At 58.6% G+C, this 16,219-nt stretch carries 13 protein-coding genes, 2 tRNA genes and 2 rRNA genes (1 of these 17 cut by a window edge); 10 read left to right on the top strand and 7 right to left on the bottom strand.

Going from position 1 to position 16,219, the window contains the following annotated elements:
- Positions 1-79: 79 nt before the first annotated feature.
- Positions 80-394, top strand: coding sequence for a hypothetical protein (locus CYB_RS06480; protein WP_011432986.1), 315 nt, complete (start codon positions 80-82; stop codon positions 392-394).
- Here CYB_RS06480 and CYB_RS06485 read toward each other — a convergent pair.
- Positions 391-1,938 carry a YcjF family protein gene (locus tag CYB_RS06485; protein WP_011432987.1) on the bottom strand — a complete coding sequence of 516 codons (1,548 nt, stop codon included), beginning with the start codon at positions 1,936-1,938 and terminating at the stop codon, positions 391-393. The two genes, CYB_RS06480 and CYB_RS06485, sit on opposite strands and share 4 nt — an antisense overlap.
- A gap of 83 nt (positions 1,939-2,021) precedes the next feature.
- Positions 2,022-2,513 (bottom strand): cytochrome c oxidase assembly factor Coa1 family protein, encoded by a 492-nt coding sequence (locus tag CYB_RS06490; protein ID WP_011432988.1) that lies wholly within the window; start codon positions 2,511-2,513, stop codon positions 2,022-2,024.
- A gap of 519 nt (positions 2,514-3,032) precedes the next feature.
- Here CYB_RS06490 and CYB_RS06500 point away from each other — a divergent pair.
- Complete coding sequence (locus CYB_RS06500) at positions 3,033-3,347, top strand: hypothetical protein (protein ID WP_011432990.1); 315 nt, start codon at positions 3,033-3,035, stop codon at positions 3,345-3,347.
- Between the two features lie 251 nt (positions 3,348-3,598).
- Here the strand turns inward: CYB_RS06500 and pcrA are convergent, their stop codons facing one another.
- Positions 3,599-5,962 carry a DNA helicase PcrA gene (gene pcrA, locus CYB_RS06505; RefSeq protein WP_011432991.1) on the bottom strand — a complete coding sequence of 788 codons (2,364 nt, stop codon included), beginning with the start codon at positions 5,960-5,962 and terminating at the stop codon, positions 3,599-3,601.
- Positions 5,963-6,163: 201 nt separating this feature from the next.
- On the opposite strand from pcrA, the gene CYB_RS06510 reads away from it, so the two are divergent.
- Together CYB_RS06510 and CYB_RS06515 are read left to right on the top strand one after the other, a co-directional pair.
- Positions 6,164-6,727: a hypothetical protein gene (locus CYB_RS06510; RefSeq protein ID WP_011432992.1), complete on the top strand. Its 564-nt coding sequence runs from the start codon at positions 6,164-6,166 to the stop codon at positions 6,725-6,727.
- A gap of 86 nt (positions 6,728-6,813) precedes the next feature.
- Positions 6,814-7,503: a hypothetical protein gene (locus tag CYB_RS06515; protein WP_238376952.1), complete on the top strand. Its 690-nt coding sequence runs from the start codon at positions 6,814-6,816 to the stop codon at positions 7,501-7,503.
- A gap of 3 nt (positions 7,504-7,506) precedes the next feature.
- On the opposite strand, the gene dapF is transcribed toward CYB_RS06515, so the two are convergent.
- Together dapF and psbN are read right to left on the bottom strand one after the other, a co-directional pair.
- On the bottom strand, positions 7,507-8,376 hold the full coding sequence (gene dapF / locus CYB_RS06520; RefSeq protein WP_041436430.1) for a diaminopimelate epimerase: 870 nt from the start codon (positions 8,374-8,376) through the stop codon (positions 7,507-7,509).
- A gap of 26 nt (positions 8,377-8,402) precedes the next feature.
- Positions 8,403-8,534, bottom strand: coding sequence for a photosystem II reaction center protein PsbN (gene psbN, locus CYB_RS06525; RefSeq protein ID WP_011432995.1), 132 nt, complete (start codon positions 8,532-8,534; stop codon positions 8,403-8,405).
- Positions 8,535-8,736: 202 nt separating this feature from the next.
- On the opposite strand from psbN, the gene psbH reads away from it, so the two are divergent.
- Positions 8,737-8,940 carry a photosystem II reaction center phosphoprotein PsbH gene (gene psbH / locus CYB_RS06530; protein ID WP_011432996.1) on the top strand — a complete coding sequence of 68 codons (204 nt, stop codon included), beginning with the start codon at positions 8,737-8,739 and terminating at the stop codon, positions 8,938-8,940.
- Between the two features lie 94 nt (positions 8,941-9,034).
- On the opposite strand, the gene CYB_RS06535 is transcribed toward psbH, so the two are convergent.
- Positions 9,035-10,231: a PQQ-dependent sugar dehydrogenase gene (locus CYB_RS06535; RefSeq protein WP_238376953.1), complete on the bottom strand. Its 1,197-nt coding sequence runs from the start codon at positions 10,229-10,231 to the stop codon at positions 9,035-9,037.
- Between the two features lie 172 nt (positions 10,232-10,403).
- Between CYB_RS06535 and CYB_RS06540 the strand changes: the two genes are divergently transcribed.
- Positions 10,404-12,800 (top strand): glycoside hydrolase family 31 protein, encoded by a 2,397-nt coding sequence (locus CYB_RS06540; RefSeq protein WP_148202717.1) that lies wholly within the window; start codon positions 10,404-10,406, stop codon positions 12,798-12,800.
- A gap of 223 nt (positions 12,801-13,023) precedes the next feature.
- On the opposite strand, the gene CYB_RS06545 is transcribed toward CYB_RS06540, so the two are convergent.
- Positions 13,024-13,491, bottom strand: coding sequence for a peroxiredoxin family protein (locus tag CYB_RS06545; protein ID WP_011432999.1), 468 nt, complete (start codon positions 13,489-13,491; stop codon positions 13,024-13,026).
- A gap of 284 nt (positions 13,492-13,775) precedes the next feature.
- Between CYB_RS06545 and CYB_RS06550 the strand changes: the two genes are divergently transcribed.
- The 4 genes from CYB_RS06550 to CYB_RS06565 form a co-directional block, all read left to right on the top strand.
- Positions 13,776-15,248: ribosomal RNA gene (locus CYB_RS06550) — 16S ribosomal RNA — on the top strand.
- A 123-nt stretch (positions 15,249-15,371) separates the two neighbouring features.
- A tRNA-Ile gene (locus tag CYB_RS06555) sits at positions 15,372-15,445 on the top strand.
- 89 nt (positions 15,446-15,534) lie between these two features.
- Positions 15,535-15,610: transfer RNA gene (locus CYB_RS06560), tRNA-Ala, on the top strand.
- 233 nt (positions 15,611-15,843) lie between these two features.
- Positions 15,844-16,219: ribosomal RNA gene (locus CYB_RS06565) — 23S ribosomal RNA — on the top strand (it continues 2,433 nt past the right edge of the window).
- The 16S and 23S rRNA genes sit together here with 2 tRNA genes alongside, the layout of an rRNA operon.

A 16,219-nucleotide genomic window follows, 5' to 3' on the forward strand; every position in this document is an offset into this window, starting at 1 on the left:
CCGGTCTCCGTAGGATCCCTGAGGCCAGCCCCTCGGCTTGGGGGCAACCTACCTCTATAGGCGAGGTTGGTGTTGGGTGATGGCCATTTCCAGAGTGATCCCGTTTATCGCCACCAAGTTTAGGGTTTCCCCAGAGCAGATCGAGGCCACGCGCGTGATTCTCCACAAGCCGCCGGCTCTGTTGGCAGTGCTGAAGTCGGCCTCTCCACTGCCCAAAGAGGTTTTGCAGGATCCCAGTTTGGCCTATATCTATCCTGCCGCCTTCATTCAATGGTCGAAGTGCATGCATGGCTTGGCGGATTGGGACACTGGGCCGGCACTGAGCTACGCCGATTATGTGGCGCAACTGAAGCTGGCCTTCCTGCCGACGGATATTGCCCTGAGCGGCCATTAGGGATCCCTTGGGTTGGCCATCCCATTTCGGAAGATGCGCCGGGCAGCCTCGCGGACAAACTCTTTGAGCCAACCGGATTTTTGGGTATTTTGCACCTGGGCTTTGACCACCGCCTGCATCCCCCCTTCTCCCCAGCTTTGGTTGTGCTGGAAATACTCAATGAAGCTCTTGCCGGCAATGCGGGTGAGATAGCCAGCACTGGCTGCCTGAATGGGGGCTGTCGCCAGAAAACCGACGACGCTCACTTCGGCAACGGTGGCCAAGATCCCCGTGGTCAGTTGGATCGCCCCTTCCACCAAGCCCAAGCCCGCTAGGGTTTTGGCCAGAGACAAGGCCAGCTCCCGCCCCTGCTGCAGGTTCATTTTGCAGCCGTAAAGGGATCCCAGTTCCACCACCATCTGGGCGTTGATGGCGGCAATGGCCAGCAGATCCACCGCCGGGATGGGGTTGGCGAACACCACTCCTGTAACAATCCACTGAAAGCGATCGATCACCTCCTCCGCCTGCCGGCGCAGTTGGGCTTGGAGAATCCGTTTGGCCTCTTCCCCCAACTGTTGCGATTGCAGCAGGGCATTGTCCAAGGCCAGGGATCCCCCCTCGGCATAGAGCACCGCCTGCACGCGATCCCGCACCGCCGCCACCTCCGGCTCCGGTCGCCAGGTTTGGGATCCCACCCGCACAGGGGCTGGAGCAGCGGCAGCTATCAACACATCCTGAGGTGGAATCAGGGGGTAGACCCGCTCCCGCAGGCGTTGCAAGAGGATCTGCCGTTCTTCTGAGGTGTAGCGATCCGCTTTGTTCAGGATTAGCAAGGCCCGCTTGCCCAGGGCGATCAACCGGCGCAAGGGATCCACCTCTGACTGGCGCAGATCCCCATCCACCACCACCAGCAGCAGATCGGCAGCTTGGGCTTGGGCTTGCGCCTCCTGTTCCCGCATCACCCCTGCCGGGCCGATCTCCAAAATGCCGGGGCAATCCAGGATCTGCACCGGCTGCGGGATCCCAGGCAAGTTCCAGTCGTAACAAGCCACCGCCTGGGTGGTGCCCAGAGTGGCCCCCACCGCCCCCGCCCGCCGCCCCAGCAGCGCGTTGACCAAAGAAGTCTTGCCCGCCGACCCAGTGCCGAAGACCACCACCTTCAGCTGGGGCTGGGCCAATTGTTTGGCCAGTAGGGCCGACCGTTCTGCCAGCGCTGCCCGCGCCACCTGATCCTGGATTTGCGCTAGCTGCGCCTCCAGTTGAGCCAAGTTCTGTTGCGCCGCTTTCCGCTTTTCCAAAGCCGTCTCCGGCAAGGCAAGGGGTTGGGTAATTTCCCTCCTGCTGGGGGCGGGTTGGCGAAACAGAAACAAGTAGTAGATGGCAGCGGCCAAAAACACCAGCAGCAGCAGCACCAGCACCCCAATCAACAGCCCCCCCAAAATCGGGTGGTAGCGGGTGGCGTAGTACAGATCGAGAAACGATTGGATCAGCCAGACGATCAGCCCGGTGAACGAGGCCAACAGCGCCAACAGCAGCAGCAAGCGCAGGTAAGGGAGCGACCGCATAGGGATCCAACAAGGCCACAACCGTTCGCGTCAGCGGGACGGAGTCCTTTTGACTCTACCCGCGGCTGAGCATATCCGGCTACCTAGATGTCGCCTTCTGGCTGCAGGGGCAGGGCTTCTCCATCCGACTCTTCCTTTTCACACCGAGATTCCCCCTCGATGACCTGAATGGCCTGCGGATCCCCGTCAACTTTCACTTGCAGATGGCGCAACTGCCATGCCGAGCCGGCCATGCCCCGCTCCGATTCCACCACCACATCGCCAGTGCGCTGGGCCCCTGTAATCAAAAAGAACAGACACACCCAACCGGCTTCCTCATCTTCCTGAAAGCGCAGCCGCGAGGGCCATCCCGGCCTCAGGGGCTCTCCCAAACGTTCCACCACCACGGCATTTTGTTCGAGCTGCTCCACCGCCAACTGGTAGGTGCGATAGGCTCCTGAGGCACGGATCCCATTCCAGACTAGGATCCCTGCCCCCGCCAGCCCCAAGCCCAGCACCGCCAGTAGGCCCAGACAGCCGCAGCCACAGCAGCCCAGAGGGGCAGCACAGCCGACTGTTTGTGGAGTTTCCGACACGGCCAATCGCCACTACAGAATGCCCCCACCCTAACACAAGGCTGTTGCTCATCCTCTATGCCTTCATTGCCGACAAGGTACAGACAAAAAGCCAAGCAACCCTACGCCATTTGTCGGTGACGAACATCGCTTCTCAGTTCCGTATTGCCACAGATATCTGTTACGGCCTCAAACAACAGCTCGAAAAATCATGGGATCAGCACCTCTTTGGCAAGTTCAAGCAACTCACTGTTGAGTCTAATTTTGTACTGCAGTGAGGATGGGATCCCTACGTATCCAATTGTTGGCTCTACTCCCACTTCGATTGGAAAGGCTTGTGAAGCAAGGATTTCAAGCTTTTCGCCTGAATAGGATCTGGATGGATCAGAAAGTCAATGGATACCTGGAAAGCCCTATTTCCTGAACATTGGGAAAGATGACAAAGCGCGCATATCGAATCCGCTATTTGGCGGAGTCAATACCAGAGGGATTTGTCGAGAATAAGAGCAGCAAAAGGTCTCCATCCAATCGCCTAAACCTATGGATGAAGCGACAACCATAACCGTGCAGCAGATCATTCAAACCGCCATGATGACCGGTTTGCTCACCGCTGCTCAGGAACACGAACTTAACGTAAGGCTATTTCGAGAGGAGTGCTCCGAAGCCGACCTCTTCCTGCTGCGCCGTCTACACCGCTGCCTACGCCAGGGATCCATCCGCCAGATCCCGGCCCTGAACAACACTGTAGCGGTTGGCCGCTTTGGCCCGCCCCTGCGCCTGGTACCGGACAGAGCCGAGACAACTCAGTCCCAGCCGACTGGGTTAAGCCTGGCGAGGGATCCCAAGATCGGGTAGTCAAGCAATTACAAGCAATTAGTGACGAGGGGGCAGAGGTAAGGCCGAGGGTTGGGCAACGGTCAAATCAGGGAAAGGGGGAGCTGAGGTTTTGCTTTCCCCGTCGCGCAGCAACACATATAAAGCAAACACATATAAAGCAAGGGATCACCAACGACGTCAACGGCAAGGCAATCTCGAATGAGCTACGGACTTCTACAGCACTTCCCTTTGCCTCTCTTCATCGCTGGAGCCCTTCCGAGTTCAGCCGCCTAGCTAAGCTTTTGAATAGGATCGATACGGGGATCCAAGATTTTCTGTTGACCGATAGCGGGAAACCTCACCGCAATCGTGACCCGTTCACCACTGCCGAACACATGGGTAATCTGGCCTTGTCCGAATTGGGGATGTTGCAAACGATCTCCAATCGCCCACTGTTCTGAACGGCTTTGGCGGCGATTGGGCCTGGCCTTGGGTGCATCTGAAAGGGACAGTCCACTGCCGTGGGAGAGCTGTCGAGAAACGGCTCCGCGTCCGTCGAATTCGATTATTAACTCTTGGGGCAGTTCACTTAAAAATACCGAAGGAATAGCTGGTTCGCGGTTGCCGTAGAGCATCCTTTCCCTGGCGTGGCTGATATACAACTGCTCACGGGCACGGGTAATGCCCACGTAGCAAAGGCGTCGCTCTTCTTCCAAAGCAGCGGGATCTTCCAAAGCCCGGAAATTGGGAAATAGACCCTGTTCCACCCCCACCAAGAACACAACAGGAAACTCCAAACCTTTGGAAGAGTGCAACGTCATTAGCGAAACTTTCTCAGCGCCTTCCTGAAGGTTGTCCAAGTCGGAAGCCAAAGACACATTGCTCAAAAAAGCCTCAAGGCTGGGATCCTCCTGTTCTTCCTCGAATTGGCGGGCGGCATTGTAAAGTTCCATCACGTTGGCCGCTCTTTCTTCGGCTTCGTCTGTACCCTGTGCCTTGAGATCCTCCAAATAGCCGGAATCCCTTAGCAACCCTTCGATAAGGGTGGCGGCTGAAGTCTGAGAAGCCTGTCGATGCCAATGCTGAATCAACTGAGCAAACTGAATGACAGGCTTAGCCGAACGGCCCGCCAAGCTACTTACAGAGGTTTCGTCGCTGAGAATTGCCCACAAAGGCACGTTTAGAGCAGCCGCCGCTTCGGTCAGCTTGTCCAGGGTGGATTTGCCGATGCCACGGCGCGGCACGTTAATAATTCGCAGCAGGCTAAAGGAGTCGGCAGGGTTGGCCACAACCCGCAAATAGGCCAGGACATCCTTAATTTCTTTGCGATCGTAAAATCGCAGTCCGCCTACCACCGTGTAAGGGATCCCCCACCGCAGCAAGACCTCTTCAAAAGGACGGGATTGAGCGTTGATGCGGTAGAGAATGGCAAAATCTCCCCAGGAAAAAGCATTGGCATTTTGGCCGTGTAATCGTCGGATGGTATTGACGACAAACTCCGCCTCTGCAATCTCGTCATCCGCCTGATGAAGAAAAATCGGATTTCCTTGCTGACGGGTTGGCCTGAGAACTTTATCAATGCGCTCTGTATTTTTCTCGATGAGAGCGTTAGCTGCCTGCAGAATGGTAGCTGTAGAGCGATAGTTCTCCTCCAGCTTGATCAGGGTGCGGGTATCGTCATCGGGGAGACCATCGCCAAAGGTCTCTTGAAACTCCAGCAAGATGGTAAAATCTGCCCCGCGAAAGCGATAGATGCTTTGATCCGCATCTCCCACCACAAAGATGGATCGGTTTCTCCAGTCCAACTGAGATCTGCGGGTCTCGCCGTTGGTAGCCAGCAGACGGATTAGCTCATATTGAGTGCGGTTGGTGTCTTGGTATTCATCCACCAAAATGTGTCGAAATCGTTGGTGCCAGTAAGCCAACACCTGCTCGTTTTGTCGAAAAAGCTGCACTGGTATCCAAATCAAGTTATCAAAGTCCAGAGCATTGTTGGCTGCCAGTTGGTCTTCATAGATTTCGTAAACTTGGGCAATGGTACGGCCACGGAAGTTGGGCTGATTGCGCTCCAGGTCGGCAGGAGTCCAACCTTGGTTTTTGGCATTGCTAATGGCGTAGCGTACCGACCTTGGGTCAAACTTGCGCTCATCCAAGTTCAGTTGCTTGGTTACAATCTCCTTCACCAGAGATTGGGCATCTGATTCATCGAAGATCGAGAAGTGGCGAGTCCACTTGCGCCCCTTGGGATCCTGATATTTTTCGATCTCCAGGCGCAGGATCTGGGCAAATAAGCTGTGGAACGTGCCAATCCAAAGAGGCTTAATCCAGCGGTGGTAAACAGCAGATTTTAGTCGCGTTGCCTGGGCCGGCTCCAATTCCTCTAAGGGGATCCCAAATTGTTCTTGAGCTTCTTGTTCGGCAAAGAGCTGCTCAATGCGCTCTTTCATCTCACGGGCGGCCTTGTTGGTGAAGGTCACGGCCAAAATTTCTCCTGGATCCACCCGATAGTGGCGAACCAGGTAGGCAATGCGGTGGGTGAGGGCGCGCGTCTTGCCGGAACCTGCCCCCGCCACCACCAGCAGCGGGCCACAAAAGTGTTGCACCGCTTGCCGTTGAGAAGGGTTGAGGGCATCCAGCAAAGAGGCGTGAGTCATGGCCAGCAAACCAGAAACTGCCTTCCATTATGGGCACCAACCCAATGGGGATGAGAAGCCCAGAGGGCATTTTGGAGCACCAAAGATGAAGATCGGTTAAGATTTGGCCGGCCCGCTCCAGAACTCCCCGCCATGAACCGAGTGCTGTCCTGCTGCTGTGCCCCGGCTAACCGCTGCTGGCTTTGCGTTCAAAAGAGACTTGTGGCTTTGGGGTTTGCCACCCTTGCCCTGCTTTCTCAAGGTGCGTTCGATCCCGCCCAAGCTGGCAACTGCCCCAGCAACGGCAACCCCAAAACATCTCTTGACCTCAAGGTGGAAAGCGTTTCTGGGGATCGGCTTGACCTAAGTCGGTATGAGGGCATTCAAGCGTTGATCTTGACCAACAGCCAAACCCGCTCGCAATCGGAAGCCCTCTCCAAAAGTTTGGCCCTGGAGTTTGGGCAAAACCCTCGGCTGCGCCAGATCGTGCTGGTGGATGGCAGGGGGCTGCTGCTGGTGCGCCACTTGGTTTTGCAGGCCATCCGGGAGAGTGTACCGACGGATCCCCGCCTGGTTTCTCCGTTTGTGTATGTCTCGGTCGATTTTGAGGGAGCAACCATCCAGAAGCTGCAAGAAATAGCCGCTGCAACCTTGCCTGGGATCAATTTTCGCCGCCAGGCTGTTTTGTTGCTGTTGGACGGCCAGGGAACTCTTCTGAGCGGATTTGCCGACTTGGAGCAATCCAACCTCAGCATTCGCCGGTGCATTCGCACCCTCATCGGATAGTCCCACTTCCCTTTCACACCGGCAACGCCTCTCCCCTGCTGCTCTGGCCCAAGCCATTAAACTGGTCATACCGGTCATGTTGAAGCTTGAAGTCAACCATTCGAACGACGGTTCACTGTTTACGGGATCCCATGCGCCGCCAGCTCAAAATCTTGAACCAAATCCTCGATTACAAGCTTGCCAACTTGCGGCTGTTTGGCCGAGCCGAGCTGAAGGGGCCTGTTCTCAACGTGCTGCTGGAACGGCTGCCGGGCGATGTGGTGGATACCCTGCAGGTGATGGAGGTGGTGCGCAGTGCGGTGGAAGCCTCTCTGCTGCAAGGGTTGCGCAAGGTCAACGTTTACCTTTGGTGCCGCGGACAAACCGAAGAAGCGCCGGAGTGGAGCGAAAGCTTTGCTGTAGAGCCATTGGTCTTGGCCCACCACAAGGAGCTCCGAAGCCTTGCTTTCAACTATCGACAAGACTATCCCGGCATGCGGGTGCTGTTTTTCTGCCTGGGCCTTTGTCTGGGCGGCTTTTACCTGTTGGGGGGCTGGGAGCAGACAGGTTGGATCGATTGGATCCCCGTAGGACTGGCCTTCGCCTTGGGGGTGATCTTCCCCTGGCTCAAACGCTCCCTCAGCCAGTTTGTACACCCTCTATTTCTCCGCCTTGGCCTGGGCTTGGGCTTGGTCTTATTGGGCCTGGCAGTGGCGCTGATCTGGCGGCAGGGCTGGAGCGTTGCCTATGGGATCCTCGGCCTCCTGGCCATCCTCCTGTTGGGTCTGGGAGCCTAGTTCTCAACCGGCAGTGGTGCCGCTGAAGACGTGTAGGGCAGGGCCGGTCATCCACACGTGCTGTGTGCTCGGATCCCAGCGAATTTCCAGATTTCCTCCCGGCAGTTCTACTGTAGCTTGCGATTCTGCGCGCTCCTCCAAAACAGCAGCCACCAAAACAGCACAGGCACCCGTCCCACAAGCCAGCGTTGCCCCTGCTCCCCGCTCCCAAACCCGTAGGCGCAGACGAGTCGGGCTGAGCACCTGCACAAATTCGGTGTTGGTGCGCTCAGGAAAGGCCGGATGATGCTCAAACAGGGGGCCCACAGCTGCCAAGTCCAGCTCCTCCAGGGATCCCTCTTCTTCCAGGAAGACCACACAATGAGGATTGCCCATGCTCACCGCCGTCACCCGCCACTCTCGCCCGGCCACTGCAAGCGGCTGCCGAATGACCTTCTCATCCGGTTCGACCAGGGTGGTGGGGATCTGCTTGGCCAAAAGGCGAGGGATCCCCATGTCCACTGTGACCAGCCCATCTGCCCGCACCTGCGGCACGATTCGCCCCGCCAAGGTGTGGATCTGGTAGGCGCCATCCCGACCTGGGATCCCCAAGTCCTGCAGAAAGCGGGCCAAACAGCGGATCCCATTGCCGCACATCTCCGCCTCGGAACCGTCGCTGTTGAAGAGGCGCATGCTGAAATCTGCCCCCTCCTGCCCCGGCAGCAGGAAGATAACCCCATCGGCTCCTACCCCAAAGCGGCGATTGCAAAGGGCGACGGCCTCTTCCGGGCTCAAGCAGGGTTGAGACTGCCAGCGGTTGTCCACCAAGATAAAATCGTTCCCCAACCCCTGGTACTTGTGAAAGGAGAGACGGGGGGTCAACCGAGCAGACATTTACCCAGATATCCCAACGACAGGCCTTAATCCTCGTGCATCTCGTAGGGATCCTGCAAGTCCTTGGAAGGGGGGCCAAAGGCCGTGTAGATGGCAAACGCAGTGATGCAGATGGTAACTGCCGCAATCGCCACAATCAGGGAAAAGGTGGGCTCCATATCGTTGTCTTTGATCCTGAGAGTATTCGACTACAGTATTACACAAGTTTACAATTCATTGCCCAAGACAAAAAGGTTCGGCCAGATTCTGATAGCGTGATTTTAAAAGGCGGCTGCTTTGGCGGTGCTGAGCACCAGGGATCCGCCTTCGAGCCTGCTATCTTCGACTTCGTCAACGTGTTCGGTTTCTAAGCGAGAACCTATGGCCATTCGTACCAGACTGGGCGATCTGCTGCGTCCCCTCAACTCGGAATACGGTAAAGTGGCTCCCGGCTGGGGCACCACGCCCCTGATGGCGGTCTTCATGGCCCTATTCGCCGTCTTCCTGTTGATCATCCTGCAGATTTACAACAAGTCGCTGCTTTTGGAAGACATTAACGTCTCCTGGGAGAGCCTCAGCTTTTGAGTTCCCAGGCCCTACTCTGGGGAAAGTCCCTGTCCCGCCAAAGAGCTGCCCAGCGGGAGCAGGATAGTTTCCGTCATCTCCTAAGCCGGTGCCTTCAGGGTGCTGGCTCCAGGCGCAGCAGGGATCCACTGGGGGCATCGGTCAACAGGTAGAGCAAGCCATCCGGCCCCTGCCGCACATCGCGAATGCGACCCACCGCCCCTTCCAGCAGGCGCTCTTCCGCCACCACCCGCTCTCCATCCAGTACCAAGCGCGCCAGGTGTTGCCCGGCCAGCGCCCCCACAAATAGGTTGCCCCGCCATTCGGGGAAAGCCTCCCCTGTGTAGAAAGTCATGCCGGAAGGGGCAATTGAGGGTGTCCAGTGCAGCAGGGGCGAAGCCAATCCAGGAGCTGCCGCCAGTCCTTGGCCGATAGGTTCCCCCGTATATTCTCGACCGTGGGTGATCAAGGGCCAGCCGTAGTTGACGCCGGGGGCCAAGATGTTGATCTCGTCTCCACCCTGGGGCCCATGCTCGTGGGACCAAATCGCTCCCGTCTCGGGGTGGCGGGCTATTCCCTGAATGTTGCGGTTGCCGTAGGTAAAAATTGCCGGCAAAGCCCCCGCTCGGCCGACAAATGGGTTGTCCGCCGGGATCCCGCCCGCATCCGTAATGCGCAACACTTTACCGGCAGAATCCCCCAAATCTTGGGCTCGATCCCGTTCTCCCCGGTCTCCGGTGCTGATGTAGAGGAATCCTTCTTCGTCAAAGACCAAACGGGAGCCAAAGTGCTGCCGGGCAGGGGTTTTGCGCTCCATATCAAAAATCACTTCCAGATCCTGTAGGCCCCCTTCCCCCAGACGGGCTCGCGCCACCCGCGTGCCTCCCCCACCGGGCCCAGGAGCGGCATAGGACAGGTAAATCCAGCCGTTCTCTGCATGGTTGGGGTGCAAGGCGATGTCCAGCAGGCCCCCCTGCCCCTGGGCAAACACCTCGGGCACACCGGCTATGGGCTGGGGATCCAATCCCTGGGGGGTAACTCGGCGCAGCCGCCCTGGGCGTTCGGTAACCAAGAGAGTTCCATCCGGCAAAAAGGCCATCCCCCAAGGGTGCTCCAAACCCTGGGCCAAAGTAACCACCCGAAACGCTTGCTCCGTTCTGGCCCTGGGCAAGGCTTGGGCATGATCCCCCTGTTGCAGGGTCATCACCATCTCCGGGCTGACCGGGTAGGCCGCCACGACAGCGGGGACGGACACCCCCCCAAAAAGCAGCAGTGAGGAGAGAAGCTTGATCGCCGGGATCCTCATGGCCATTGCCGCCTCGTTTTCGCGATGGATTCTGGGGTCTGAGCTAGTCGATTATTACCGCTGCTCTTCTGGAGATGGGTACCGATGAGGGTAAAACCCACTGCAGACCAGAGTGGGCAACCCCCTGTCCCCTCCCGGCCATAGGCTAGCCTTGAGAGCAGCAATCTGTCTCCAAAGCATGCTGGAACCTGGCGAGATCTTGGGACTCGATCCCGCGGGCGCGAACGGCCAATCCCCCGCCCGCCCGCCCCAAAGGCAAACTTGTGGATCCCTGCAGCAGCTCCAGCCCCACTCCAGAGGGATCCACCTCATCTGTGCCCAGGGCCGCTGGTCTATGCAGGTGCTCACCCCCCGTCTGTTTCGGCTGCGCTTTAGCCCCAGCGGAGCGTTTTTGCCCCGTCGTTCCTGGGATGTGGCTCCAGCCGATGAAGAGTGGCCGCCGGCTCCCTTTGAACTGCAGGAAAGCTCCACCCAAATCCACCTGTCCACCTCCCAGGTGCAAGTTCAGATCGGTCGGGATCCCCTCCGGTTCAGTTTTCAAGACTCTCAAGGGCAAGAGTTTTGCGCCGATGTCTCCTCTGGGCTTACCTGGGGATCCGATAGCATCCGCCTGGTCAAACACCTCCACCCTGCCGAGCACATCTATGGCCTAGGGGAACGGGCGGGGCTACTCAACAAACGGGGTCGGCGCTACAGCCACTGGACTCGCGACTGCTGGAACTACGACGCCCACAGCGACAATCTCTACCAGGCCATTCCCTTCGCCCTGTTTCTTCGCCCCAACCTCTGCTACGGGCTCTTCCTGCACTGCACCCACTGGAGCCAGTTCGACCTGGGCCAGATCGATCCCGAGCAGTGGGCCATCGAGGTGCGCGCCCCCGAGCTGGATTACTACCTGATCTACGGCCCCACCCCGGCCTTGGTGCTCGAGACCTACACCCAACTCACTGGGCGGCCTCCCCTTCCTCCCCTCTGGGCCTTGGGCTACCAACAGTGCCGCTGGAGCTACGCCAGCGCCGCCCAGGTTCAAACCGTTGCGCAGCAATTTCGCCAGCGGCAGATCCCCTGCGACGTCATTTACTTGGATATCGACTACATGCGCGGCTACCGCGTCTTCACCTGGGATCCCCGCCGCTTCCCCGAACCGGCCCGGCTCATGGCCCAACTCCACGAGGCTGGCTTCCGGGTGGTAGCCATTGTGGATCCCGGCGTCAAGTTCGAGCCCGAAGCCGACTACGCCGTCTTCGACGAGGGCTTGGCCCAGGATTTCTTTATCCGCCGCGCCGACGGCCACCTCTTCCATGGCTACGTTTGGCCAGGCAAAGTCCTCTTTCCCGACTTCTTGCGCCCCGGAGTGCGGCAGTGGTGGGGATCCTGGCAACGGGTTCTCACCCAAGCCGGTGTGGATGGCATCTGGAACGACATGAACGAGCCGGCCCTCAACGACCGCCCCTTTGGAGACGGCGGCCAGATCGTCGATATCCCCCTCGATGCCCCCCAAGGCCCACCCGACGAACCCACCACCCACGCCGAAGTTCACAACCTGTACGGCCTGCTGATGACACGCGCTTCCCGTGAAGGCTTGGAACAGCTCAACCCCAACCGGCGCCCCTTCGTGCTGACTCGCTCCGGCTTTGCTGGGATCCAGCGCTGGGCTGCCGTCTGGACAGGCGACAACCAATCCTCCTGGGAACACCTGGAGATGTCCCTGCCCATGCTCCTAAACCTGGGCCTGTCGGGAGTTAGCTTTGTCGGCGCGGACATCGGCGGCTTCGGTGGCAATGCCACTCCCGAGCTGTTTGCCCGTTGGATGCAAATGGGAATTCTTTACCCCCTCATGCGTGGCCACAGCGCCCTGGGCACCCGCCCTCACGAGCCTTGGAGCTTTGGCCTCGAAGTGGAAACCATCTGCCGGCAGGCCATTCAGTTGCGTTACCAGCTGCTGCCCTACCTCTACAGCCTCTTTTGGGAGTCCAGCCAAACCGGATCCCCCATCTTGCGCCCCCTTCTCTACGAGTTTCCCGACGATCCGCAAACCTACGAGATCTCAGATCAAGCCATGCTGGGATCCGCCCTCCTAGCTGCCCCTGTGGTTCGGCCTGGCGTGCGGTGCCGCGCTGTTTACCTACCCCAGGGCACTTGGTTTGATTGGTGGACAGGTCAGGCCCACACCGGCCCCCGCTACATTCTCGTCCCTGCCCCTCTCGAACAACTGCCGCTGTTTGTGCGGGGTGGCTCCGTTCTGCCTTTAGCTCCCCCCTGCCCGTCCACCGCCCACCTGCGCCGTGACCAACCGCACCTCAAACTCTACCCCGGCAACGGCAGCTTCACCCTCTACGAAGACGACGGGGAAACCCTCGCCCATCGAGCAGGAGCCTGGGCCACCACCCTCTTCCGCTTGCGACAGCAAAATGGCCAGCTCATTCTGGAGATCGAGGCCCGCCAGGGCAACTGGAGCCCGCCCCAGCGTAGCTGGCTTCTGGAGCCCCTTGGCCACACTCCCCTCTCCCTGCCGGACACCGGACAGCCGCAACGGGTTCTCTGGCCCACCCCAGAGGATCCCCCGTTTAGGTGACATACTCCCATCACTGACCCTACAGGTACAGCGTGGGCTTCTCGCTTCATCGGGGAGCTACTGCAAGAACCCTCTGCGAGCAGACACGGGATGCCCCACCGCGTAGTTGCACCAGATTCCGGCAACGCCGTTTTGTACAACCATGTTGATTATAGTACAGAATATATCCGCCTTTCATCCCGACCCTCCTGCTGTTGCAGAGAGTGCGGGGCTTCCCGGCGAGCTAGCTAATCGCCCTCACGGCCTCCAGCAGCTCCCGGTTGTCTCGCTTGAACAAGGGCAGCCACTCCACATGCTGGTAGCGTAGGATCCCTTGGCTATCCACCAAAAAATAGGCCCGCCGCGTCCCCAGCAGGCTGTCCACCCCGTACTGCTGGCTCACGGTTCTGTCCACATCGCTCAGCAAAGGAAACTCCAGCTTAAGCTGCTCGGCAAAGGCTTGGTGCCTGGAGAGGGGATCGCTGCTGATCCCCAAGATCTCGCAGCCCGCGGCCCGGAAAGCTTCCCAATCCTCCCGAAAGCAACGCATCTCGCTCGTGCATACCGGGGAAAAATCCGCCGGGTAAAAGGCCAGCAACACCTTGCTCTTGCCCCGGTAGGCCGCCAGTGAAATCTGGGCTCCCTTTTGGATCCCTTTCCCCACCGCAGGCAAGCTAAAGTCAGGAGCAACAGCCCCAATCACAATCCCCATAGACCCGTCTAACCCAATCTGAGCTCACTTCAACAGTCTAACGGTGGATCCGGATCCCTTCTGGCTTCAAAAAATTTTGGGTTGGATATCTTGACGGGGTGGTGGGGGTGGGGATAGGGTAGTAAAGCGCCACAAGGCCACCCAGCCCCGGCGCCCCAGAACCTTGACAAGTAACTCGTTCAGTCAACCATCGCCAAGCAGCACAGCAGGCTCCCTGAGTCGGCTGGTGGCTGCATGTTCAACCCTGTCAAGTTTCCATTTTTCCAGAGACAAGCTCTTGAATTGACACGGAGAGTTTGATCCTGGCTCAGGATGAACGCTGGCGGTATGCTTAACACATGCAAGTCGCACGGACACCTTCGGGTGTTAGTGGCGGACGGGTGAGTAACACGTAGGAATCTACCCTCAGGCGGGGGATAACAGCTGGAAACGGCTGCTAATACCCCATACAGGCGGAAGCTGAAAGGAGCAATCCACCTGAGGATGAGCCTGCGTCGGATTAGCTAGTTGGTGGGGTAATGGCCTACCAAGGCGACGATCCGTAGCGGGTCTGAGAGGATGGCCCGCCACACTGGGACTGAGACACGGCCCAGACTCCTACGGGAGGCAGCAGTGGGGAATTTTCCGCAATGGGCGCAAGCCTGACGGAGCAATACCGCGTGAGGGAGGAAGGCCCTTGGGTTGTAAACCTCTTTTCTGGGGGACGAAAGCTGACGGTACCCCAGGAATAAGCCTCGGCTAACTCCGTGCCAGCAGCCGCGGTAAGACGGAGGAGGCAAGCGTTATCCGGAATTATTGGGCGTAAAGGGTACGTAGGCGGCTGGTCAAGTCTGGGGTCAAAGGCCACAGCTCAACTGTGGGAAGGCCCTGGAAACTGACCGGCTAGAGTGAGGTAGGGGTTGCGGGAATTCCCGGTGTAGCGGTGAAATGCGTAGAGATCGGGAAGAACACCTGAGGCGGAAGCGCGCAACTGGGCCTCAACTGACGCTGAGGTACGAAAGCTAGGGGAGCGAATGGGATTAGATACCCCAGTAGTCCTAGCCGTAAACGATGGACACTAGACGTTGGCCGTATCGACCCGGTCAGTGTCGGAGCTAACGCGTTAAGTGTCCCGCCTGGGGAGTACGCACGCAAGTGTGAAACTCAAAGGAATTGACGGGGGCCCGCACAAGCGGTGGAGCATGTGGTTTAATTCGATGCAACGCGAAGAACCTTACCAGGGCTTGACATGCCGCGAACCCTGCGGAAACGTGGGGGTGCCTTCGGGAGCGCGGACACAGGTGGTGCATGGCTGTCGTCAGCTCGTGTCGTGAGATGTTGGGTTAAGTCCCGCAACGAGCGCAACCCTTGTTCCTAGTTGCCAGCATTGAGTTGGGCACTCTAGGGAGACTGCCGGTGACAAACCGGAGGAAGGTGAGGATGACGTCAAGTCAGCATGCCCCTTACGCTCTGGGCTACACACGTGCTACAATGGCGCGGACAAAGGGTCGCGAGCGCGCGAGCGTGAGCCAATCCCAAAAACCGCGTCTCAGTTCAGATCGCAGGCTGCAACTCGCCTGCGTGAAGGCGGAATCGCTAGTAATCGCAGATCAGCATGCTGCGGTGAATACGTTCCCGGGCCTTGTACACACCGCCCGTCACACCATGGGAGCTGGCCATGCCCGAAGTCGGAGCACCCGCCGAAGGCAGGGCTGGTGACTGGGGTGAAGTCGTAACAAGGTAGCCGTACCGGAAGGTGCGGCTGGATCACCTCCTTTTAGGGAGACCTACCTTGGGGCATCTGAGGGGAGTTAGACCACCCTCAGGCCAGCAAAGGTTATCCCAGGTCGGTCGGGGTTGAAGAGATGGTTGACTGGGGTTCTGGAGGGGAACCGAGGGGAGGGCTATTAGCTCAGGTGGTTAGAGCGCACCCCTGATAAGGGTGAGGTCCCTGGTTCGAGTCCAGGATGGCCCACTGTTTGTCCTGGAGAAGGGAGAGCTAGCAAGCTAGAAGCGAGCTGGCCAAGCTGAGGGCAAAGCCAGAGGGTGGGTGCAGTCTGGATTGGGGGTATAGCTCAGCTGGTAGAGCGCTGCCTTTGCACGGCAGAAGTCAGCGGTTCGAGTCCGCTTACCTCCACCACTTTGGTGAGGAGCGGGGAAGGGGTTCTCCAGTTGGATAGGTTGACGACCGGGCTAGGGGTTTGGGTCCGAGCACAAGCCTCCAGCCGGGTTGAGCCGGCCAGCACTTTGAAAACTGCATAGCAAGAGAGCAGCATGCTTCTGGGTTGAGCCCTCCGAGCCTTGGCTTGGGGGAAGCAGCAGCAACCTGGGGGCATGAGGCAGGTAGAACACCAATGTTACGTGAGGTGAAAAGGTCAAGTCAGTTAAGGGCGCACGGTGGATACCTAGGCACGCAGAGGCGAGGAAGGGCGTGTTACCGACGAAACGCTGCGGGGAGCTGGACAAAAGCGGTGATCCGCAGGTTCCCGAATGGGGCAACCCGGCAAGGCGCAAGCCTTGTCACCTTTGGCTGAATCCATAGGCCAAAGGGGCGAACGCGGCGAACTGAAACATCTTAGTAGCCGCAGGAAAAGAAAACAAAAGTGATTTCCTCAGTAGCGGCGAGCGAACGGGAAAGAGCCTAAACCGCTCAGCTACGGCTGGGCGGGGTTGTGGGACGGCCAAACGGCAGCCGGCGGGCTAGGGGAAGCAGCTGGAATGCTGCACCAGAGAAGGTGAAAGTCCTGTA

Origin of the sequence: Synechococcus sp. JA-2-3B'a(2-13) (genome assembly GCF_000013225.1) — a bacterium.
Taxonomy (GTDB): Bacteria; Cyanobacteriota; Cyanobacteriia; order Thermostichales; family Thermostichaceae; genus Thermostichus.